The following is a 23414-nucleotide window of genomic DNA, read 5'->3' on the forward strand; positions in this document are numbered from 1 at the left end:
GGCCGCCTTCTCAGTTCAGGCGAACGTACCGGCTGCGGACGACGGTGTCCGCTTCGGTTCGGATATCGACACCGCCTCGTCCGCCCTCCAGTTCGAGGGTTTGCGCACTCAACCGCAGCTTGCCGGCAACCTCGATATTCACGTTCCGGTTCAGCAGCGTCACGACCGGTCCGTCCGGCGAAGCACGCACCTGCAGCAGCGGACAGCCCGATGCATCCGCGATCTGCACGCACCGGTCGGTTTCAAGCGAAAGTGCCATCGCAGGTTCGACCGCCGGCTCGACTGGTTCACCATGCCCTTTGCGGGTCAGCAGCCCGGCGATCAGGTACTCGGGCCAGTTCGCGGGCGATTGCAGCAGCACGCGATCGCCGATGCGGGGCTTCACGCCGTCCACGCATTCGAGCCAGCGTTCGCACGTGGTGTCGTCCTGCAACGTCCACTTCACGCGAATGAGCCCCATCGCATCGGGATGATGCGTATCGGTCACTTCGCCGATCATCGTCGAAGAATCTCCGCGCTCGACAGGCGGTGTACGATTCGGCGCCGCATCGCTGGCGAACAACCGGCGCAACGCCTCGACCGTTTCCGCTTCGAGCGCTTCGTCGACCATCATCTGATCCGATTCGTTTTGCATCGAATGTCTCCCATGCTTTGAAAGCAACCGCGTGACCGGCGGGCGCCAGTCGAAATCAGTTGATGTGGGCAATCGTTCCCTGGATCGTTACGCCCGAACCATCGAGCGTGATCGACCCGCCACCGGTCGCCAGAACGATCTTCGTCGCATTGACGTTGACGGTACAGCTACTCTTGCCGTTGTCGATGTTGACCGTCGGTGCCTGAAGATTGGCTGTCGACTTGCCGGAAAGATTGAGATCGTCCTCACCGTAGATCGTTACGCCTTGCGCATAGCCCGAGATGTTCACGCCCTTACCGTATCCGGCGATGCCGACACCTCCACCTTGACCCGTAATGCCGACACCAAGATCGCTTGCCGTTCCACCGATGCAAACGCCGATGTTTTCCTTATTGATTGTCAGGCCACTCTTCCCGGAACCAGTCTCAATATATTCGAGCGCGCCTATCGATACGATCTTTGCAACGTCAACGGAGTAGTTCCCTTTCCTGACCTGCGCAAGATACGATCCAGAATCGACAACGTGGGTGCTATCTTTTTGAACGAACAAATAATGCGTGCCGTTCAGCACTGAAGTATCGTGATTTCCCTTCGTCACCGTATGCGAACTGTTCCCGTCGACCGACACGCAGCGATTCCCCGTCACTCCATGCGTCTCGTTCGCCCCAATCTGCGCAACCCGGTTCTGCCCGATATTCACCGTCTCGTTCTGCCCGACACTCCTTTGCCGGTTGTTCTTCACCTGCATCGTTTCGTCGTTCCCGACCGTATGCGTATGGTTGTTCCCGACCGACAGCGAGTGATCGGCCTCCGTCTCCGCATCGAAATTCTTTTCCGCGTGCATCCACAGCTGTTCCGCGCCCTTCTTGTCCTCGAACCGGAACGCATTTGCATGCTCGGTCGTCCCGCCCGGCGATGATCTCGACAGCATCCCACTTTGCGTCGCACTCCCCGGCAAGCCCCAAGGCGGCATCTTCTCGCCGTTATAAACACGCCCCGTCACGATCGGCTCATCCGGGTCGCCATTCAGAAAATCGACCACGACCTCGTCGCCCACCCGCGGAATCTGCACGCCCCCAAACCCACCGCCAGCCCAAGGACTCGACACTCGCACCCAGCACGACGAATCCTGATTGCTCTGCCCATACCGATCCCACCGAAACTGCAACTTCACGCGCCCGTACTGATCGGTCCAGATTTCCTCGCCGGGCGGCCCGACGACGGTGGCCGTCTGCGGCCCGTTAGTCCGCGGCCTCGGCGTCTCGCGCGGCGACCGGTAAGGCAAACTCGACGGCTGCACGAGCATCATCGTCTGATGCACGACAGCCTCCGCGCCCTGATCGCTCGCATACGCGTTTTCTTGAAACCGGTACTGGCACCGCACGATCATGTACTCGCGGTTCTGGTCGGCACGCGGGCAATGCGCGAGCGTGAACAGATACCCGGGCGCCGCGCCACGCACATCCGTATCGGCGTTCGCGCGCTCATGTTCAGCCTGCTGTTCTTCGAGCCTCACGCGGCTGTAGTGCGCGCCGGGCGCGTCGTCGCGATAGCCGCCCGGCCATTCGAACGACGCGAAGCTGTCGTGATCGTGGCCGCGCGGATCGACCTTCTGCGACGAAAGATCGGCGCGCGGCTTCGTGTAGTCGTAGTCGGTGGTCTGGTGCTTGCCAACGCTCACCTCCTGCGCGGGTAGCCAGCCGTCGATGTGTTCCTCGTCGGCGATCGCCGTACGGTCGCGCGCGATGTACGGAATCGTCTCGTAACCGGGCAGCGCCGTGTGCGACGACATCGCGTCGCTCAGCATCAGCGTATGCGTGTCCTCGGCGTGCCGGAACCAGTAATAGATGCCTTCGAACTCCATCAGCCGCGACACGAACGCGGCATCGGTCTCGTTGTATTGCACGCAAAACTCGCGCGGCACATACGATTCGACAAGATGGTTTTCAATCGGAAAGCCGTACGTCGACAGCACCTCCTGCACGATCTCGGGCACGGTCTTGTTCTGGAAAATCCGGCAATCGGAGCGTCGCGTCGCGAGCCACAACCACGGGCGCACGACCAGTTCGTAGCCGTAGTACCGCTCGGCGCGCCGGCCGGCAAGCGATGCGCGCGCAACGATCCCGTTGAAGTAGCGAGTCGACTGGTCCTGCTGTTCGATCCGCACCGTCACGGGCTTGCCGAGCATGTCCTTCAGCGACAGGCTGTGATTGTCGGCGAGCGCCTCGATCCGGAATTCGAACAGCCGGCCGAGTTCGTCGCTGCCGTCGAGCGTGTGGAATTTCAGGTTGTCGCCGTGCGGGCTGTCGAGTGTGAAGACGCGATTCACGCCGCTCCCTCCTCGTCGAACCGGTAAGCGAATTCGCCGTCGGCCGCGCTCACCTCGATCGACGACAACGTGCGCCCTTCGAGCGTGGCCTGCAGGATCGCGCGGCTGATGCGCGGCATCACGATATGCGTGAGGATCGCGTCGACCATCCGGCCGCCGGATTCGATGGTCCGGCAGCGCTCGACGATCAGCGCGGTCGCCGCGTCGGTGCAGCACAGCCGGATGCCGTGATGCGCGTCGATCCGTTTCTCGATCCGCCGCAACTGCAGCGCGACGATGCGCGCGAGCGTCGCGTCGGTGAGCGGGTAATACGGCACGACGGTCAGCCGGCCGAGCAGCGCGGCCGGAAACACGTCGAGCAGCGGCGCGCGCAGCGCATCGGCAAGCGTCTGCACGCCGGGCAGATGCTCGGGGTCGCGGCACAGCTGCATCACGCGATCGGCGCCGACGTTCGACGTCAGCAGGATCACGGTGTGCCGGAAATCGATGTCGCGGCCCTCGCCGTCCTCCATCCAGCCCTTGTCGAACACCTGGAAGAAAATCTCGTGTACGTCGCGGTGCGCCTTCTCGATCTCGTCGAGCAGCACGACGCTGTACGGCCGGCGGCGCACGGCCTCGGTGAGCACTCCGCCCTGCCCGTAACCGACATAACCGGGCGGTGCGCCCTTCAGCGTCGACACGGTGTGCGCCTCCTGGAACTCGCTCATGTTGATGGTGATCGCGTTGTGCTCGCCACCGTACAGCGTGTCGGCGAGCGCGAGCGCGGTCTCGGTCTTTCCGACACCGGACGGGCCGCACAGCAGGAACACGCCGTGCGGCTTGGTCGGATCGTCGAGCTTCGCGCGCGCGGTCTGGATCCGCTCGGCGATCAGTTCGACCGCATGCCGCTGGCCGACGACGCGCTCGCCGAGCGTATCGGCGAGCTTCAGCACGGCCTGCGTTTCGTCGCGCACCATCCGGCCGAGCGGAATGCCGGTCCAGTCGGCGACGACGGCCGCCACCGCATGCGTGTCGACGGCGGGCAGCACGAGCGGCGCATCGCCCTGCACGTCGGCCAGCGCCTGCTGTGCGGCGGCGAGACGGGCCTGGATATCGGCGCGCGTGGCGGCGTCGAGTTCGGGCGACGGAGCGTCGTCGAGCAGCATGGCGCGTGATTCGACGATCGCCGCCAATGCATTGCGTTCGGTTTGCCAGCGCGCGTCGAGCTGGTCGAGCGCGGCCTGCGCGTCCGAAATGTCGGTGTCGATCGCGTCGCGCCGCGCGGCATCGCCAGTGCCGAGCGCGCACTCGCGGCCGATCCGCTCCTGCTCGACGCGCAGGCTGTCGATGCTGCGGCGCGCATCCTCGATCGGCGCGGGCACCGCGTGCTGGCTGACGGCGACGCGCGCGCAGGCCGTGTCGAGCAGACTGATCGCCTTGTCCGGCAACTGCCGGGCGGGGATATATCGATGCGATAGCGTGACGGCGGCCTGCAGCGCATCGTCGAGCACGAGCACGCGGTGATGGGCTTCGAGCTTCGCGGCGAGGCCACGCAGCATCGTCAGCGCGGCCGTCTCTTCCGGCTCGTGCACATGGACCAGTTGAAAGCGGCGCGTCAGTGCGGGGTCTTTCTCGATGTACTGCTTGTACTCGGACCAAGTGGTCGCGCCGATCGTGCGCAGCAGGCCGCGCGCGAGCGCGGGCTTCAGCAGGTTCGCGGCGTCGCCGGTGCCGGCCGCCCCGCCCGCCCCGACGAGTGTATGCACTTCGTCGATGAACAGGATCGCCGGCCGCTCGGACGACATCGCTTCGTCGATCACACCCCGCAGCCGGCTTTCGAACTCGCCCTTCACGCTCGCGCCAGCCTGCAGCAGCCCGATGTCGAGCAGGTACAGCGCGACGTCGCGCAGCGACGGCGGCACGTCGCCGGCCACGATCCGCAGCGCGAACCCTTCCGCGACAGCCGTCTTGCCGACGCCGGCCTCGCCGACCAGCAGCGGGTTGTTCTGCCGGCGCCGCAGCAGGATGTCGACGATCTGGCGGATCTCTGCGTCGCGACCGACGACCGGGTCGATCTCACCGGCCCGCGCGCGGGCGGTCAGGTCGACGGCAAAGCGCGCGAGCGCCGAGCCGTCGGCGGCCGCTGCTCCGCGTACGGCCGCGTCACCTCCCGTGCCGGCAGATCCGGCCGGTTGCGCCTCCGGCGAACCGTCGACGATCGATTCGAGTTGATCTGCGAGCAGATCCGGCACGATGCGCTCGAATTCGCGCGTGATCGCCACCAGCACGTTGCGCAACTGCGGCGTCTTCAGGATCGCGAGCAGCAGCACCGCACCGCGAATGCGGGTCGCGTCGTATTTCAGCGTTGCATAAACCCACGCGCGTTCGACCGAGTCGTCGATGTGCGCGGACAGGTCCGACACCGATCCCGCGCCGCGCGGCAGCCGGTCGAGCGCCGCGACGAGCCCGCGGTCGATGGCCGCCGCATCGATCTCGAAGCGGCGCAGCACGCGTTGCAGGTCGCCGTCGGGCCGCTGCAGCATCTGCTTGAACCAGTGCGCGAGTTCGACATACGGATTGCCGCGCAGCCGGCAGAATCCGGTCGCCTGCTCGAGCGTCTCGTAGAGGAACGGATTCAGTTTTCCGAACAGGTTGACGCGGCCGATATCGGACATGACGGTTCCCGGTTAGGCGGTTTCGCGATGAAGGGCCGTGGCGCCGCCCCGCACGTCGTAGCGGACGACGAGGTCGCGCGCGGGGCCCGGTTCGAGCCGCTGCCCGAGCCACGCGGTGCGGCCGATACCCTGCGGCTTGCCGAGCGCGATGGCGGGCACCGCGTCGGCCGCCAGTTCAAGCTGCACGTCCCAGTCGAACTCGATGCCGACGTATTCGCGCACCCATAACGCGAGCTGCCGCGCGTGCGGCCCGCCCGGCAGGAAACGACGGTACGCGTCGAGCGATAGCGGACCGAGCACGATCCGGAAGCGCGACTGCGCATCGCGTACCGCGACGCCGAGCGCGACGGCGCCGACGCGCAACGTCGGCCGTGTCGCGCGGATCGTGCAGCGCTGCGAGCGCTCGATCGTGACCCACTGTGGCACGTGCTCGACGATGCGCGCCTCGACGCCGAAGTGTCGGCGCAGGATCTGCACGAGCCCTTCCGGGTTGCGCGTGTGCCGCACGAGATGGCCTGCATGGAAATAACGCGCATGCGGTGCGAGCGGGTCGGTACCGGCATCGGCCTCGGCTTGCGCGGCCGACTTGTCACCGTTCGCCGCTCGCCCGATCAGGCTCGCGACATAACCGTCGAACCGTGCGCGTTCGGGGCGATCGAGGCTCACCGTCGGCTGCGCATCGGCCCACGCGCGGTAGAACAGCAGGATCAGCCGGTGATGAAACAGGTCCGCGAACGCGGCGAACGTCGGGTCGTCGTGCTGCGCGGCGCGCTCGTGCGCGTATTCGGTCAGGTGCGTCGGCAGCGGCCCGTTCGGGCCGAACAGCCCGAAACCGTGGATCGCGATGCGCGGCGGCGCGGCGCCGTTCTCGTACACGCCGGCCAGCATCGACGCCGCGAACGCGAGCGACGGCTGCTGCCCGAGCCGCACAGCTTCGTCGCGCGGCCGCGCGGCATGGCCGAGCGGTGCGCGGCCGGGCGACAGCGCGTCGAGCCAGCGCAGCGCCTGGAACAGGTCATAACCGTGCGGCGCGGCCCGCAACCGCGCCCACCACGCGTCGCGGCGGGCGGTTTCGGTGGCCGGCGGCGCGCCGGGAGACGTGTCGCGCTTCATATCGCGGGCCGCCTGCCGATGCGCGCCGGCCAGTGCGCGAGCGTGCCGCGCTGCACGCTGGTCAGCACGCATTCGGCGAACGCGTTGATCGACACGTGACGCGCGAAGAACTGTTCGAGCACCGCGCCGAGCAGGAACGGACTGTCGCCGGAGAATGCATGGTCGTCGACGGTCACGTTGACCTGCACGCCGCGCCCGAACATCAGCGGCCCGGACGCGGGCAGCCGCCGGAATACGGGCGAGAACGCGACGCGCTGCACGCCGTCGATCTGCCGGCGCATCGCGGCGTCGGCCGGGTCGGCGTGCAGGCCGAGCAGTTCGCGCAGCGCATGCGCGCCCTCGTCGTCGTCGAGATCGGTCAGCGTGTGTCGCGCGAGCCCGAGATGGCGGATCAGCCGCCACGCGGTTTGCGCATCGGCGATCGGCGGGCGTGGCCGCGACGGGCCGCGAATCGCGACGATGCGCTCGACGGGCGCCGATACGCGCAGCGTGAACGTGTTCGCGTCGCCGGGCGGCTGCAGCAGCACGAGATCGCGGTTGGTGCACAGCGTGTCGGCGGACAGATAGCGCATCGTCTCGTCGTATGGCGCGCACTGGCTGTCGACGAGCGAGACGTAGGTCTCGCTGCCGACATAACCGGTGCGCGTGCCGTTCGCGCGTGCCTGCGCGGACACCAGCCGCGGCTCGCGCCGCACCGTGTAGTAGGCGCCGTGATTGCCGTTATCGCCGGCGAACGACGCGTGAAACGGCCGGAATTCGCGCGACTGGCCGTCGTCGCGCTGCTCGCTCGCAAGCCGCTGCACCGCATAGACTTCATGGTCGAGCGGCCGGCTGCGATCGACGACGACATGATGTTCGCGTGCGCCCGGCTGCAGCGGAATGCGGTCGGCGCGACGCGCGAACAGGTTCACGGCCGGCGTGCAGTTCAGCGCGAGATGGCGCGCATCGACGGCCGCTTCGAGCGCCGCATCGTGACGGTCGAACAGCACGGTCAGCTCGCACTCGTCGCCGGTCGCACGCGCCAGCGCGGCGCGCAGCCCGCCGATGCTGAAGAACAGGAAGCGCGCTGGAAACGCGAAATACTCGCGCAACAGCCGGTAGCCGTGAAAGCTGCGGCCGTCGTCAGGGAGGATCGCCTGCGCCGGATCGAAACCCTCGTGGACGATCGCATCGGCGTCGAGCGGTTGCAGCCAGCGCGGCGGCTGCCCCGGGTCGTGGCACACGGCGCCGAGCGCATGCGCGGCGATCAGTTCGAGCAGATGCAGCGCGTCGCGTTCGGGGCCCGCGAGATGGAACGTCAGCCGGTCGAGCGGCAGTTGCGCGAGCGTGGTGCCGCCGCGCGCCTTCAGCCGGATGCGCAGCGCGCCGCGGACGTCCTGGCGCGCCGCGACGGCGCCGCGCGGCAGCCACGACGGCGCGCCGGTGACGGTCGCATCGGTCAGTTCGAGCGGCCACAGCGTCAGGTCGTGCGCGGTGCGGAATTCGCACGCGGTCTGTTCGGACGCGGCCGGCCGCGCGCGCAGCGCGGTGCCGGCCGGCAGCCGCCAGCCCTGCGCAAGGCTGCCTTCGTTCATCATCGGCGCGAACCGCACGATCGCCATCGACGGCAGCGGCGCAATATAGCCGGGATACACGGCGTCGAGCAGCGCCTGCGTGAAGCGCGGAAACTCGGCGTCCATCTTCAGCTGCACGCGCGCGGTGAGGAAGCTGAACCCTTCGAGCAGCCGTTCGACGTACGGGTCGGGCGGGCCCGATTCGTGCAGCCGCAGCCGCGCGGCGACCTTCGGGAACTGTTGCGCGAATTCGCCGCCGAGCTCGCGCAGGTACGCGAGTTCGCGGTTGTAGTAGTCGAGCAGGCGCGTATCCATCGCGTCAGGTTCCCGCCACGGATTGCAGCGACATCGCGCCCGTCTCGAGATCGAGGTCGGAGCGCAGCACGAATTCGAGCGGATGCGGGATCGACCACAGCGTGCCGCGGATCTCGAACAGCAGCACGTTGTGGCGCCGTTCGCCGGCCCGGCCGCCCGGCGCATCGAGCACGCTGCGGACCTCGACGCTGTCGGGTGCGATGCGCGGCTCGAAGCGGACGATCGCGTCGCGGATCGACGCCTCGACCGACATCCGCTCGACGCCCGACATCGGCTTGCCGACGAGCGGCCGCATGCCGTAGTTGAGCACCGACGCCTGCGCATGCGCGAACGCCGACCAGTCGACGAAGCCGTCCTCGGCGTTGCGCGTGTTGAGCAGCCACGCGAGATCGCGCAGCACGGCCGCGCGCAGCCGCTCGGTGCCGATCCATTGCGCGCCGGGCGCTTCGGTCGTGCGCTGCGGTGCATCGTCGGTGAGCCGGTCGAGCAGCGCGGGTTGCAGCCGGTCGCGCAGGCTGCCCTCCCGGCCGTCGCGGGTTCGCGGGTCGTCCATCGTCGTCTCCGTGCGGGTTCGACCCGTCACATCTCGGTGTTTTCCTTGATGTTCCAGCCGACCGTCACCTCGGCGCCCTTGCCGCCGTTGTCGTTCTGCTGCCAGTACTGCTTCTTCACCTTCGCGGCCTGGAAGCCGTAGTGCATCATCAGCCGGTCGGCGACGTCGCCCGGGTCGATACCCGCGACCTGCGCGGACGTGACGAGCACTTCCTGCAGCGTCACGCGCATGAATTCGACCTGCGTGCCGCCCGTCTTGCACGCCGAAATCTCGACCGAAGAAAGATGCTTGCCGTTCGCGCAGTTCTTGATGATCGCGGGCGCGCCCTTGTCCATGTACGCGGCGACGACGAGGTCGTTGAAGCTCGCCTTGCCCGCGTTGCCGCCGCTGCCGCTCGCCATCGCGCCCGGCTGGCTCGCGCCCCACGTGAACGACTGGATGTCGGTCCAGCCCTTGTGCTGTGCGTCGGCCGATTCGCCGGTCACGCCGTCCACCTTCATAAACATTGCCACGCCCATAACCGTCTCCGTTTCGGTGCGATGTCAGGTTGAATGCCGGTTGCCGTTCACTCGTTTGCCGCCTTCGCGGTCGGCAGCCGCGAGATGAGCCGCAGCGACACGGTGAGCCCTTCGAGCTGGTAGTGCGGTCTCAGGAAAAATTTCGACGTGTAGTAGCCCGGGTTGTCCTCGACCTCGTCGACGACCACCTGCGCGGCCGCGAGCGGCTTGCGCGCCTTGGTTTCCTGCGACGAGTTCACGGGGTCGCCGTCGACGTAGTTCATGATCCAGTCGTTCAGCCAGCGCTCCATGTCGTCGCGTTCGCGGAACGAGCCGATCTTGTCGCGCACGATGCACTTCAGGTAATGCGCGAAGCGGCAGCACGCGAACAGGTACGGCAGGCGGCCGGACAGGCGCGCGTTCGCGGTCGCGTCGGGATCGTGGTACTCGGCCGGCTGGTACAGCGACTGCGCGCCGATGAACGCCGCGAAATCCGAGTTCTTCCGATGCACGAACGGCATGAAGCCGTTCTTCGCGAGCTCGGCCTCGCGGCGGTCGCTGATCGCGATCTCGGTCGGGCATTTCTGGTCGATGCCGCCGTCGTCGGTCGGGAACGTATGGCTCGGCAGCCCTTCGACCGCCCCGCCCGATTCGACGCCGCGGATCGACGAACACCACCCGTACTGCTTGAACGAGCGGTTGATGTTCGCGGCCATCGCGTAGGCCGAATTCGCCCACGTATAACGATCGTGGTTCGCGGCGTCGGTGTCTTCCTCGAAATCGAATTCGTCGACCGGATTGGTGCGCGCGCCATACGGCAGCCGCGCGAGAAAACGCGGCATCGCGAGGCCGACGTAGCGCGAATCCTCCGACTGCCGCAGGCTGCGCCACGCCGCGTATTCGGTGTTCTGGAAGATCTTCGTCAGGTCGCGCGGGTTCGACAGCTCCTGCCACGAATCCATCTGCATCAGCTCCGGCGACGCGCCGGCGATGAACGGCGCGTGCGCGGCCGCCGCGATCTTCGACAGCTCGCCGAGCATCTCGACGTCGGGCGGGCTGTGGTTGAAATGGAAATCGCCGACGAGGCAACCGAACGGTTCGCCGCCGAACTGCCCGTACTCTTCCTCGTAGATCTTGCGGAACAGCGGGCTCTGGTCCCACGCGACGCCCTTGTAGCGCTTCAGCATCCGCGCGACCTCGTTGCGCGACGCGGGCAGCGCCTTGATCTTCAGCAGCTCGTCGGTCTCGGTGTGCGTGACGAGGTAATGCAGGCCGCGCCAGGCGCCCTCGAGCGTCTGGAACTCGTCGTGATGGAGGATCTGGTTGATCTGCTCGGACAGCTTCCGGTCGATCTCCGCGATGATCTGCTTGACGCTGCCGTACGCGTCGGTCGTCATGCCGACCGTATGTTCGAGCGCCTGCTGCGCGAGCGTGCGCACCGCGCGCTCGACCGACTCTCGTGCCTCGGCGGTCTTCGGCTTGAATTCCTTTTGAAGCAGCGCGGCGAATTCGTCGTGCGCGACGGCCGGCTGCGCGGCGTCGCGCGCGTCGCCGCGGGATTGGACGGGGTCATTCATCGCGGGCCTCCGGTTGGGTCGCGTGGCCGCCCTGCGCGGGCTCGGGCGGTTCGCGCACGAGTGTCTTCAGCAGGTCGGGATCGTTGATCGCGCGCTCGATCAGCTGCTCGGCGCCGTGCTTGCCGTCCATGTAAGACAGCAGGTTCGACAGCTCGGTACGCGCTTCCAGCAGCCGGCGCAGCGCGTCGACGTTGCGCGCGATCGCGGCCGGCGAGAAATCGTCGATCTGCTCGAACGTCATGTCGACGTTGAGCATCCCTTCGCCCGTCAGCGTGTTCGGCACCTGGAACGCGACGCGCGGCGCGACCGACTTCATCCGCTCGTCGAAGTTGTCGACGTCGATCTCGAGAAACTTGCGCTCGGGCAGATCCGGCAGCGGCTCGGCACGCTTGCCCGCCAGGTCCGAAATCACGCCCATCACGAACGGCAGCTGCACCTTGCGCTCGGCGCCGTAGGTCTCGACGTCGTACTCGATCTGCACGCGCGGCGCCCGATTGCGCGCGATGAACTTCTGTCCGCTGCCCGCCGCCTTGGTTCTGTCCGTCATCGTCTACTCCTTCGCATCGATCAGGTTGCGCAATCCGTGGTCGCCGCCCGTGTGGCGGCCCCTTTCGTTGGTTTGGTTCGTTTCATTCGCTTCGCTCGCCGCTCAGCAGGTCCAGCTTCGGCAAACTCTCCGGCGCGAGATCGCGGATGATTTCGTAGAAGTCGAGCGCGAGCAGCCGCTGCGCGCGCCGCAGCAGCAGCGGCGCCGGATGGCTCGGTTCGTGCAGCTCGAAATAGCGGCACATCTTGTCAAGGCCGAGCCGCACGTCGTCGCGGCTCGTTACGTCGGCATCGCGCCACGCATGGCCGTTCGGCATCGCCGCCAGCGCGGGTTGTGTGCCACCCGCCTGCAACGCGTCGCCGGATGCCGCCTGAGGCGCGGCCACCGCGCCGTCCGGCGCACCCGGTCGCGGCTCGGGCAGCGGCACTTCGCGCACGATCCGCTGCAACGCCTTCTCCGCATCGCCTTCATCGGGCGCCCATTCACGGCCGAGCTTGTCCGTCACGCACACGCGGATCGCATCCAGCGCGTGCAATGCGGCGCGTGCCGCGTCGAGCGGCGTCGTGCCGTCGTCGCGCGTGGCCAACAGCGCGGCGACCAGGCTGTCGCGGCTGCCTGCCACGGAGCCGCCCGTTTCGTCGCGGCCGTCGAGCAGCCGTTCGGCGTCGCGCACGCTCGGGCCGCCGTCGAACAGCGGCTGGCGGCGCGCCGCACGCGCGCAGTCGTGCGCGCCGGCCACGTCGGCGAGCGCGTTCATCCGGGGCGTCGGATCGGGTTCGCCGTCCGCGTCGAGCCGCGGATGCAGGTCGTCCCACCGGCGCTCGAGCAGGTTCGCGACGACCGCGAGCGCGTCCGCATAGCCGGGAATGCCGTGCTGCTCGGTCCAGCTGCGCGCGAGATATGCGACAACGCGCAGGTCCTTCGTGCGCGCGGACAGTGCAAGCGCGAGCCGCTCGACCGCGTGCCAGTCGGGCGCCTCGGCCGGGATCACGGTGTCGCCGTACTGCTGCTCGGCGCGCGGCGTCGCACGCTCCTGCAGTTGCAGGAACTCGGCGTCGTATTCGAGGTTCGCGCCGCACGGTGCATCGGGCGCGACGTCCGCGAGCAGCCCGCCGATCAGGTCGGCGCGCGGGGTTGCCCACGGTACGCCGCGCGACCCGGGAGCAAGCGTGGCGGCGGCCAGCGCCGCCTGGCTGATGTCATTCGAATGCATAGTCGATGTTGATCGGTTTGCTGCCGAAATCGACCGCCAGGGTGCGGCGCAGCGGCGGCAGCGAGCCGTTGCGGATCTCGATCTGGTACACGCCCGGCGTCAGCGATACCGAGCGCAACGGCGGGCTCGCGCCGCGCCGCGCGCCGTTCACGTAGACGTCGCCCCACGGCCGCACGTTGAAGCGCACCTGGACGGTTTCCTGCGTCTTCGGCGGACGTGGCTCGGCAGGCAGCAGGTTCACGGCGGCGATGGTCGTGTCGGTTTCCGGTGGCGGCGCCGGAGTTGGCGTCGTGGTTGGCCGCGCTGCGGCTTCCGACGGCGGCACGTTGATGACGCGCTCCGATGCATCGAGGCTGCCGGCCGGCGCGATGGTCGAACGGGAGCCGGCTTGCGACGGGGCCGGGTTAGTGACGGTGGTCGCGACCTGCGGCGCGGCGGCGGCCTCGACGGCTGGCGTGCTGGCCGGTGCGGCGGCGACGGGCGGCGGCGGAACCTGCTCCGACGATCCGGCCGGCAGGCTCGATGGCGGCACGACGGTCGGCGTCGGTCCGCGTTGGGCCAGCGCGGCGTCCGGCGCGCTCGCGGGCGATGACGTGCCGGCCAGCGGCTGGCTCGCACCGGGCGCGGCCTCGTCGGCGACGCGGGCGGGACTCGACAGATAGGTCGCGGCGAGCCCGATGGCGATCAGCGCAACGAGTGCGCCACCGACGTAGACGGGGATGCGGCGGTTGCGTGCGGGGCCGGGTCGAATGCCGGACGGTGTGGATGCGCCGCCCGACGATGATGCCGATGCGGCGGGATGCGGCACGGTCGCGCTGGCAGCACCGGCATTCGGGCTCGTATTCCCGGCATCCGCCGCACCACGCTTTCCGATGTCGGCGTCGACGTTTGCCGGTCGCGTACCGGCCGCGGGTGGTTCCTTTGCGCGCTCGCTTTCACCGCCGGGTCCATCGGATCTGACCGACTGCGGCGCATGCACTGCCGACGCTGCCATCGTTCCCGCAGCCGCAAGCGCGGCGCCTTGCGCGGCCACCTTCGATGCCGATGGGGCGCCGGCCTCCGAATTCACACCGGACACCGCAGACGAAGCAGATGCAGTCTCCGCCGGCACCGAAACATCGTTCGCCTGCCCGGGCCGCGACGACTGCACATCCGACGCAGTCCCGCCCTCGCCGATAGCCGCCGCAGCACCAGCCGACGCGGTGCCGGCCGCAGCGGAAGCATCACCCTTCCCGTCCCCGCCGCTGCCCGCATCGCCCACCGGCACGACCGCCGCGCCATACCCGCCGCTCGTCCGGTCGAAGTCCCGCAACCCGAGTTCCGCCGCGAACGCCGCGACCGATTCCGGCCGATCCGGGATCCGCAACTGCAGCGCATGATCGACCGCCGCGAGGAACGCCGGGCTGTACACCTCGCCGGCCGGCAACTCGCGCGACGCGAGCGGCCGGTACGTGTCCTTGATGCTGCGCACGACGGCCGCGGGCGGCAGTTCGCCGGTAATCATCGCGTGCATCACCGCGCCGAGCGCGTAGAGGTCGGTCCACGGCCCCTGGCTGAACGCGGGGTCGTCGGTGTACTGCTCGATCGGCGCGTAACCGGGCTTGATCATCATCGCGCCGTCGTCGACGAGATCGCCGATCCGTTTGCGCGCCGCGCCGAAGTCGAGCAGGATCGCGTTGCCGTTCGGGCGGATCAGCACGTTGTCGAGCGCGACGTCGCGATGGAAGCACTGCGCGCGATGCAGCGTATCGAGTGCGCCGAGCAGCGCGGCGACGATGTTGCGCAACTGCGTCTCGCTGATCCGCATGCCGCCGTCGAGCAGTTGCTTGAGCGTGCGCCCTTCGTAGAACGGCATCACCATGTATGCGGTGCCGTGGCTTTCCCAGAAGTGCAGGACCTTGACGAGCCCCGGATGGTCGAATTGCGCAAGCAGGCGCGCCTCGTTGAGGAACGCGCCGCGCCCCGCGTCGAACGCCTGCGCGAACCGCTCGGAACGCAGCGACACCGTGTAGTCGCCGCCGCGCGTCGCGAGCATCGACGGCATGTACTCCTTGATCGCGACCGCGCGCCGCAACGTGCGGTCGAACGCGCGATAGACGATCCCGAAACCGCCGATCCCCAGCACCTCGTCGAGCTGCAGTTCGCCCAGGCGATGGCCGAGCGGCAGCGGTCGCACCGTGAATTCGGATGCGTCGCCGCGTGTCGCGGTGTCGTGCTCGTTGTCTCTCGATCCTGGGTCCTTCATCTCCACCACCTCTCGAAACCGCGTCCTTTCTGCTCGTCGCTCACGCCGCGCCCGGCGGCCTGCTAAGCTCCGCCGAACAGCGTCAGGAACAGCGCGTTGTCGGGCGTGCCCGTATGCGCATGCGTGCGCAGCGGCGATCCGTCGGCGCGGTTGGTCCACCAGAAGCTGGTGCCGCCGTGCGGATCGAAATAGCCGGACAGCCCCGGCCACGCGGCCGGCGCCGGCCGCTCCGGCAGCGCCGCCGGCAAACCGTCGACGATGTCCGCGAGCGTGCCGCCGCCCGGCGCGAGCCGCACGCGTTCGAGCGTCTGCTCGAGATGGCCCGGCGCGCGCGCATGGCGGATCGCGTCGAGCAGCGCATGGCCGACCTGCCAGTAGAACGTGTCGGCGGCGTCGGGCAGCCCGTTCCAGTAATCGGTCGCGCGCATCGGCAGCGTGACGATCACCGGGTAGTAGCGCCCCACGCGGTCGCAGCTCGGCGCGAGGCAACCCGATTGCACGCACGACGCGCCGGCGCCCGCCGGGATCAGGAAATTCCAGACCGGCGCGACCGTGTAGTGGCGCTCGATCTCGTCCGCGCCGCGCTGGCGCATCGCGGCCATCCCTTGCAGGAGCCAGCGTTCCCACCAGAGCGCGAGCGCATGCGGCAGCCGGCTGTTCACGAAGTCGCCGGCGCCGGGAATCTTCCCGTACCAGGCCGGCGCGTCGCCATCGGCGCGCGCGAGCGGCGGTGTCGGGCTCATGGCTTCGGAGGGCATGTAAAGGACTCCATCTGGGGCAGCCTGAACGGATTGCGGACACTGCCCGCATTCACCTGCAGCACGATCGGTTTGCCGTCGACCGTGAAGCGCGCAATCATCTGGTCGGAGCCGCGCCCGGCCGACACGCCCGCGCGGTCGAACAGCCGGTGCAGCGCCCACGGCCCGTCGGTCGTGAAGCCGTCGGTCGTACCGGCCTGCCCCGACACCTGCAGCCGCACCTGGTTGCTGCCGCGCGGGCCCGGCCAGTCCACCGCGCTCTGCACGAGCGGGCCGTGCGCGTAACGGACGATCTGCCCGTCGACGTCGAGCACCATCTCCGTGATCGACGGGTCCATTTCGAGCGGCTGGATCTGCACCTTCAACTGCGCGGTGCGCGCTGCGCCGCCGAAATAGACGTCGCGGATCACCGCGGCCTTCTCGAACGACGCAAGCATCTCGATCGCTGACGGATCGGCATCGGCATTCCGGTTCGCGAAGCGCCACGGGTGCGACGTCGTATCGACGATCGACTGCAGGTTCTTCTGGAAGAAATCGTCCATCAGCCCGCCCGGCGCGAACATCTGCGCGAAGTCCGCCGGCGCGACGTCGCGCGACGATCCGCGCGCGAACGGATAACGGCCCGCGATCGCCTGCCGGCAGAAGTCGCCGACGTTCGCGCCGGCGCGCTGCATGACGCTGTGCTGCTCGACGGTCGCGACGCTGCCGTTCGCGACGTTCGACAGGTCGTCGAGCACTTCGCGGAATGGCGTCGGCAGGCGGCCGGCCTGGGCACGCAGCCGCGCGGGCGCGTCGGACGGCGGCGGTTGCGCGCCGCTGCGGAGCGCGTCGTCGGTGGCCGTCAGGTACGTGTACAGCGCGTCGATCGACTTCAGCACCGCGTCGAACGCCTGTGCCTGGTCGCCGCTGCCGGGCGCGAACGCGCGCAGCCCGGCGAAGTGGCTGTCGACCACCTGCTCGGCGCTCGCGGGCGCCGCAGCGGACGGATTCGCGTCGCTGGCCTGGCCCGCGAAGATCTGCGACAGCGAGCTGCGTGCCTCGTCGACCTTGTCCTGCGCACGCGACGCGAGATTGCGCGCCCCGCCCGGCGCATCGCCGAGCGCCGTGTCGCGCGCGAGCGCGATCATCAGCCGCGTGAGCGGCGAATCGGCCGACGACAGCGCGCGCGCGACCTGGATGCTCTGCGCGAGCGTCGCGGTGCGCTGCAGCTTGATGTCCGCGAGATAGTCGTCCCAGATCTTCAGGTAGTCGTTCAGGTAAAGCTGGCGGATGTCGCGCGCCCAGGCGGCCGCGTCATTCGGTCCCGGGATCTCCGACAATCCGAGGTTCAGCACCCACACTTCCTCGCGCCCGTACGCATCGACCTCGCCGGCCAGGCGCGGCGCGAACACGTTGCGATAGCCGTTGCGCGTATAGAGGCCCGGCACGCCTTCCGACAGCGGCTTGCCGCTTTGGCGGCGGAACACCAGCGACGCGTCGGGGCCGACCGCGCGCGCGACGCTGAAGTCGAACGCGGACGTCGCCGGCCGCAGCGTGCGCGTGAGCTGCCGGTACAGCCGCTGCGAGAACGGCACCTGCCGCAGCCGGTCGCGCACGTCGGCCACGAGCCGCTCGTTCATCGGATACGGCGATACCGCGACGCGGCTGCCGAACAGCGCGGCGAGATGCGCGCGCAGCGCGGAACGTTCGGCCGGCGAGAAATCGGGCGGCAGCGCGCGCTCCATTTCCAGATCGACGACGGCCTGCACGAATGCCGGATCGTAGTGCGCGCTGTCGTACAGCATCAGGTACGCCTTCAGCGCCGCATACGCGTATTCGGTCTCGTCGGGCCGCGCGTCGCGCAGCGCGGCTTCCATCCGGCTCGCGGCGATCGGCAGCAGCACGTCGTCGAGCGCGCGCCGGTACACGGCGTCGACGGCCTCGTCGATCTTCTCGCCCTGGAACAGCCCCCACCGATACGCCAGAGGCGGATGGGACAGGTCGACGCCGCCCGCATTCGCGAGGCGGCCGAGCGCGTCGAGCACGGGCAGCAGCCGGGCGATGTCGGCCGCGTCGGAGAACTTCGCGCCGGCGATCTGCGCATCGACGGCCGGCACGCGCGCGGCGATCTGGTCGAGATACGCGCGGTTGTTCGAATAGCTGCGCAGCCACGCGACCAGCACGGCCACGCACACCAGCGCGAGCAGCGCGTAGCCGCCGATCTGCAGCACACGCCGCTTCTGATGCCAGCGCAGGTCGCTGCCGGCCAGCGCGGCCTCGCGGAAGATGTGTTCCTGCAGCAGCGACTTCAGGAAGAAGCTGCGCCCGGTCGAGCCGACCTGCGCAACCGGCGGCACGCCTTCGATCTTCAGGAAGCGCTTGATGCCGCTCATCACGCGATCGAACGCGGTGCCTTCCTGCGTGCCGCTCGTCAGGTAGACGCCGCGCAGCATCGGCATCGGCTCGAAGCTCGAGACGGAAAACACTTCGGCGACGAACTGGCCGAGCATGTCCTGCAGGTCGGCGATCTGCTGCGGCAGCAGGTACGTCATCTCGCGCTGGCGCGCATCGGTCTGCGCGGCCAGCAGTTCGGGCAGCCCGTCGTTCAGCCGCTGGTGCAACAGCCGGTATTCGCGGTCGAAGGCCGCGCGCAGGTCGAAGCCGGGCGCCTCGCTCTGCGCGAGCGGGAACGTGAAGCCCCACACCTGCGCGCATTCCGCACGGCCGTAGTTGCCGAAATATTCGGCGAAGCCCGCGAGCAGGTCGGCCTTCGTCACGAGCAGGTACACAGGAAAGCGGATGCCGAGCTGCGCGCGCAGCTCGAGCAGCCGCTTGCGCAGCACCATCGCGTGCTGCGTGCGTTCGGTTTCCGATGCGCCGAGCAGGTCGGCGACGCTGATCGTCAGCATCGCGCCGTTCAGCGGCTGGCGCGTGCGGTATTTCTTCAGCAAATCGACGAAGCCTTTCCACTCGGCCTCGTCGAGCGCACGGTTGCCCTCGTGCGTCGTATAACGGCCGGCGGTATCGATCAGCACCGCGTCGTTCGTGAACCACCAGTCGCAATGCCGCGTGCCGCCCACGCCGCGAATCGCCGCGCGGCCGAACTGTTCGGCGAGCGGAAAGCTGAGCCCGGAATTCACGAGCGCGGTCGTCTTGCCCGAGCCCGGCGCGCCGATGAACACGTACCACGGCAACTGATACAGATACTGGCGCGACATCCGGTCGAACCAGCGCGGCAGGCCCTTGCGCACCGTGTCGGCCTGCCCGAAGCGGACTTTCTTCAGCAGCGTCGCGGCTTCGTCGAAGCGGCTGCGCAGTTCGTCGAGCTGCGCCTTCGCCGGATCGTCGGCGGTGGCCGGCCCCGGCACGGCCTCGCGAAGCTGGTTCAGCAGTTGCGCGTTGAGGCGGCCGGCACGCCAGCTGCGCCATGCGACGCGCGCGCCCCACGCGGCGAACAGCACCGCGATCGTCAGCCCGCGCGCCCAGCCGCTTTCGAGCGGACGGACTTCGGCGAACGCGAACAGCGGGCCCGCGAGCCACACGAAGCATGCGAGCACGACGAGACCGGCGAAGGTCCAGATCTCCCGCGACGGCAACGGCCGGACGAAACGCGCGACAGCCTGGTTCATGTCAGTTGGCCCCCTGCGTCGCGCCGACGGCGGCGCTGCCGGGCGCCGGCAGTAGCGTGATCTCGACGCGCCGGTTCAGCGCGCGGTTCGCGGGCGTATCGTTTGGCGCGACCGGATCGAGCGTGCCGCGCCCTTCCGCGGCGAGCCGCTCCGGATGGTCGAGCCGTGCGGCGATCATGCTGCGCACGGCTTCCGCGCGTTCGCGCGACAGATCCCAGTTCGACGCGAAACGCGCCGTATGTACGGGCGTGTCATCGGTATAGCCGGTCACGCGCACGTTGCCGGGCACCTTGTTCAGCGCATCGGCGACCCGCGCGAGCACCGGCGCGTAACGGTCGATCACCGATGTCGAGCCGGACTTGAACAGCCCGTCGCCGCGCAGCACGATCACGCTGCGATCGGCGTCGTCGCGCACCGACACGAGGCCGGCCGCGATCTCGGGTTCCAGGAACCTGGCGATGCGCGGCGTCGGTGCTGGACGCGGCGGTGCTTGCGCCGGCTGCAGCTTCGGCACATGCAGCGCGTCGATCGATGCGAACAGTCGATCCGAATGCCCGGCGAGTGCGATGCGCAGCCCGACGAACACGCCGAAGCCGATCAGCAGCGCGAGCGCCACGCACACCCACAGCGGCACGACGAAACGGCGCGCGACGTCGCGCGTGACGACGTCGCGCCAGTGCGGCGACAGCGCGGGTTCGAATTCGCCGCGCACCGAGCGGATCGTCAGCGCGAGCTGGTGGCGCAGCGCATCGAGTTGCGCGTGGCCGTTGTCCAGCACGCGATAACGACCCTCGAAACCGAGCGCGAGACAGAAGTACAGCAGCTCGAGCAGGTCGAGATGCTGGCGCGGCTGCTGCGACAGGCGTTCGAGCAGATGAAAGAACTTCTCGCCGCCCCAGGTCTCGTTGTGGAACGACACGAGCAGGCTGTGCGACGACCACACGCTACCGCCCCATGGCGTCAGCGCGGCCGCCTCGTCGAGCGCCGTGCACAGGCAATAGCGCGCGCCGATGATCGCCTCGGACGGCACGCCGGCTTCCTGCGCGCGTGCCTCAAACTGGCGGATCTCGACGACGAGATGCTCGCGCAGCCACGCCGGATTCGGATGATGGACGGTCGAGCGGATCTGCGGCACCAGATTGAGCAGCGGGTTCGCGGCCGCGACGAGCGGGTTCGTGCCGCTCGCGGCCCAGCGGCCGGGCCGCGGCTGCGTGGCCGTCGGCCCGGCCGGACCCGCCGCGCCCGCCGTGGCGGCCGGATGCATGCCGCCCGGATTCGGCGGCACGAATCCGCCGGCGCCGGCGGAGATCGAATCGGGGGAAGAATTCATCGCGATGCCCGCCCTCACCCGCGTATCGCCCAGAACTCCATCGAGAGCCCCGGGAATTCGCCGGCGAAATGAAAAGCGAGACCGCCCGAGCGCGCCAGTTGCTTCCACAGGTCGCTGCCCTTGTCGATCTCGAAGTACGTATGACCCGCGTGATACGGGATCTGCCGCGGCGCGACCGGCAACTGGCGCATCGTGATGCCCGGCAGCTGCAGCTGTACGAGATCACGGATCCGCTCGACGGGCCCGAGCTTCGCCTGCGCGGGAAAGCGGGTGCGCAGGCTGTCGGCCGGCACGTCCGCGCGCACCGCGAGCACGAAGCCGGCCGTGTCGCGCAGCGCCGGGTCGGCGAGCGTCGCGACGCGGATGCCGTTGCCCGCATCGCGCAGTTCGATCTGGATCGCGTTCTGTTCGAGCACCGTCGACAGCGATCGGCGCAGTTCCGTCATCAGTTCCGCGAAGCTCGTGCGCAGGTCGTCGTGCACGTAGACCGCGAGCGACTGCGGGCGCCGGCCGGCCGCCGTGAACGTGCTCAGGTCGCACGCGAGCTTCAGCCAGTCGCAGAACAGCGCTTCCGGATGCGTCGAAACGTGCTGCTGCGCATGCCAGGTCAGCGCGAGATAGCGGTTCACGAGCTGCAGCAGCAGGAAATCCGCGACTTCCGACACGCCGCCGCGCCCGGGTTCCGACAGCCGTTCCGCGAGCGCCTCGCTGCGTTGCGTGAGCAGCCCGTGCAGTTCGCGCGCATACGCCAGCAACACGGCATCGCGCTGCGCGACGAGCCGCGGCGGGATGTAGCCGTCGTCGACGAGCAGCCGCGCGTCGGTGCGCCGCTCGACGATCCGCGCGACGCCGAGCGCGTGCCAGTCGCCGGTCAGCTCGGCTTCGAGCATCAGCCGCACGTTCAGGCGTCCCGTTTGCAGCAGCGCGGGGCCGAGCGCGACGGCGTTCGCGTCGGCCACTTCGTATTCGCGCACGACGTAGCGGGCGACGTCCGCGTTGCCGTTTGTGCCGTTTCCACCGTTTCCGCTGTTAGCGGCGCCCGCACCGAACGACACTTCCTCGCCGCCGCCGCGCCACAGCGGCAGCGCGAGCACGACGAGCTGGTCCTTCGCGTCGGCGGGCACGTCGAGCGGCTCGGGGAGATCGTCCGGATGCGCCAGGTCGAACGGCGTGCCGTCGCGCATCACGCCCGATGCGGCGCGCAGCGCGACCTTGCCGAGCGCGAGCTGCTCGCGATCGATTTCCAGCGCGTCGAAGCCCCAGTAGAAGCCTTGCAGCGGCAGGCAGCGCAGCGCGACGTAGCGTTCCCAGTGCCGTTCGAGCTGCTGGAAATGCTGCGGCCGCAGGAACATCCCTTCGGTCCACACCACGCGCTGGCGGAGTGCGGCGACCGGCGTCGCGGACATCGTCGGTTCGGTCATGGGCGCTCCCGCGCGTCGTTCAGCGCGATGCCGCCGTTCCTGACCGCGATCGACAGCTTCAGCTCGCCCGGCGACGTCTGCCAGAACTTGTAGAGATTGAGCTGCTTCGCGCGCGGCAGCGGCACCGTCAGCCGCCAGCGGTTCTTTTCGAGCACGCGGTATTCGGCGACGACACCGATCGCGCCGGCCTCGACGTTGCCGCGATAGTGCAGCGTGCGCGAGTCGCCCGGCCGCAGGATCACGCGGTCGGTGCCGAGCAGGTCCGCGCCGAGCACGTTCTCGGGCTTGTCCTGCAGCGAGAAGAAATCCGCGCTGTCGAACGCCGATGCCGCGCGGAGCTGGAATACCTTCAGCACGATCGGCGACGGTTTGCGGTTCATGTCAGGGTTGACGTCGGGTGCCACGTCGACCGTGATCGCATACGGCACCGCCGCGGCGTGCTCCGTCGCGCCGCACCCCGGAAGCAGCAACACGCATCCCCATACGATGAGACTGCTCGACCGCCATTGCATATTCCACCCTCGCGACCCAATAGCCATTCGCCGATCCTGGACTACGGAACCGGATGGTCTGATCAAAAAAGGGACAATTAATTGACCGGTAATTGTGTAACTCGAATATCCTTCCATCGCAATTTGTGCCGGCAAATCGTTTTTTGTAAAAGCCGGGTCAAATCATCCGTGGTTTGTAAAAGTAAATTTGGCGAGATGACAGGTCATTTGATTGGGTTTGTTCATTTAACGTAAAAAGTTAATCCGACCGGTTCGCCATGGCGGCCCGGTTCTATTGCGTGGACACCTGTCGGATGGGCTCGGGGCGCAAGCCGGCCGGCCGCCGGGCAAGGGACGCCCGCGACGTTGATGGTGTGCCAAGCTATTCGTGTCGCGCGAACGGACGATCCGTTTTTTCGTGCATTGACGAGCGCCGACAAAACAACTGACGAATCCGAAAAACACAGCGAACTATAGGTTCGTTTTTTTGGATTCACAAGGACTGAAATTCGTAGTGATTTTCTATTTAATTGGAATCGGATCGCTTAAATGAAACAAAACGTAACAGCAACAGCG

General features: G+C 68.2%; 16 protein-coding genes. All 16 read right to left on the minus strand.

The features are described from left to right. Nucleotides 1-10: 10 nt before the first annotated feature. Complete coding sequence (locus VL15_RS07320) at nt 11-634, minus strand: hypothetical protein (RefSeq protein ID WP_048244431.1); 624 nt, start codon at nt 632-634, stop codon at nt 11-13. Between the two features lie 55 nt (nt 635-689). Continuing rightward, complete coding sequence (tssI, locus tag VL15_RS07325; protein ID WP_048244433.1) at nt 690-2963, minus strand: type VI secretion system tip protein VgrG; 2274 nt, start codon at nt 2961-2963, stop codon at nt 690-692. Then, nucleotides 2960-5617 carry a type VI secretion system ATPase TssH gene (gene tssH / locus VL15_RS07330; protein ID WP_048244435.1) on the minus strand — a complete coding sequence of 886 codons (2658 nt, stop codon included), beginning with the start codon at nt 5615-5617 and terminating at the stop codon, nt 2960-2962. Before tssH ends, tssI begins: the two co-directional genes overlap by 4 nt. A gap of 12 nt (nt 5618-5629) precedes the next feature. Next, the gene (tssG, locus tag VL15_RS07335; RefSeq protein WP_048244597.1) at nt 5630-6730 is read right to left on the minus strand and encodes a type VI secretion system baseplate subunit TssG; all 1101 of its coding nucleotides are present in this window, start codon (nt 6728-6730) and stop codon (nt 5630-5632) included. Then, complete coding sequence (gene tssF, locus VL15_RS07340) at nt 6727-8598, minus strand: type VI secretion system baseplate subunit TssF (RefSeq protein WP_048244437.1); 1872 nt, start codon at nt 8596-8598, stop codon at nt 6727-6729. The genes tssG and tssF overlap by 4 nt, the downstream gene beginning before the upstream one ends. Before the next feature lie 4 nt (nt 8599-8602). Further along, nucleotides 8603-9151 (minus strand): type VI secretion system baseplate subunit TssE, encoded by a 549-nt coding sequence (gene tssE / locus VL15_RS07345; RefSeq protein WP_048244439.1) that lies wholly within the window; start codon nt 9149-9151, stop codon nt 8603-8605. A 26-nt stretch (nt 9152-9177) separates the two neighbouring features. After that, nucleotides 9178-9669, minus strand: coding sequence for an Hcp family type VI secretion system effector (locus tag VL15_RS07350; protein WP_027791618.1), 492 nt, complete (start codon nt 9667-9669; stop codon nt 9178-9180). Nucleotides 9670-9716: 47 nt separating this feature from the next. Beyond that, a complete protein-coding gene (gene tssC / locus VL15_RS07355; RefSeq protein ID WP_048244441.1) occupies nt 9717-11225 on the minus strand; it encodes a type VI secretion system contractile sheath large subunit in 1509 nt (502 codons plus the stop codon). Continuing rightward, nucleotides 11218-11772, minus strand: a complete 555-nt coding sequence (gene tssB, locus VL15_RS07360; protein ID WP_048244443.1) for a type VI secretion system contractile sheath small subunit — start codon at nt 11770-11772, stop codon at nt 11218-11220. Before tssB ends, tssC begins: the two co-directional genes overlap by 8 nt. Nucleotides 11773-11854: 82 nt before the next feature. Next, the gene (gene tssA / locus VL15_RS07365; protein WP_080970749.1) at nt 11855-12985 is read right to left on the minus strand and encodes a type VI secretion system protein TssA; all 1131 of its coding nucleotides are present in this window, start codon (nt 12983-12985) and stop codon (nt 11855-11857) included. Further along, on the minus strand, nt 12972-15230 hold the full coding sequence (locus VL15_RS07370; RefSeq protein WP_048244445.1) for a serine/threonine protein kinase: 2259 nt from the start codon (nt 15228-15230) through the stop codon (nt 12972-12974). Before VL15_RS07370 ends, tssA begins: the two co-directional genes overlap by 14 nt. A 62-nt stretch (nt 15231-15292) precedes the next feature. Then, on the minus strand, nt 15293-15988 hold the full coding sequence (tagF, locus tag VL15_RS07375) for a type VI secretion system-associated protein TagF (RefSeq protein ID WP_155420142.1): 696 nt from the start codon (nt 15986-15988) through the stop codon (nt 15293-15295). Further along, nucleotides 15970-19596, minus strand: coding sequence for a type VI secretion system membrane subunit TssM (gene tssM, locus VL15_RS07380; protein WP_048244448.1), 3627 nt, complete (start codon nt 19594-19596; stop codon nt 15970-15972). The genes tagF and tssM overlap by 19 nt, the downstream gene beginning before the upstream one ends. Nucleotide 19597: 1 nt before the next feature. Next, complete coding sequence (locus tag VL15_RS07385; protein WP_048244600.1) at nt 19598-20926, minus strand: DotU family type VI secretion system protein; 1329 nt, start codon at nt 20924-20926, stop codon at nt 19598-19600. A 14-nt stretch (nt 20927-20940) separates the two neighbouring features. Next, the gene (gene tssK / locus VL15_RS07390) at nt 20941-22347 is read right to left on the minus strand and encodes a type VI secretion system baseplate subunit TssK (protein WP_048244450.1); all 1407 of its coding nucleotides are present in this window, start codon (nt 22345-22347) and stop codon (nt 20941-20943) included. Further along, on the minus strand, nt 22344-22859 hold the full coding sequence (gene tssJ, locus VL15_RS07395) for a type VI secretion system lipoprotein TssJ (RefSeq protein ID WP_048244452.1): 516 nt from the start codon (nt 22857-22859) through the stop codon (nt 22344-22346). Before tssJ ends, tssK begins: the two co-directional genes overlap by 4 nt. Nucleotides 22860-23414: the final 555 nt, after the last annotated feature.

The organism is Burkholderia cepacia, from assembly GCF_001039005.1.
In the GTDB taxonomy this organism is placed as follows: Bacteria; Pseudomonadota; Gammaproteobacteria; order Burkholderiales; family Burkholderiaceae; genus Burkholderia; species Burkholderia theae.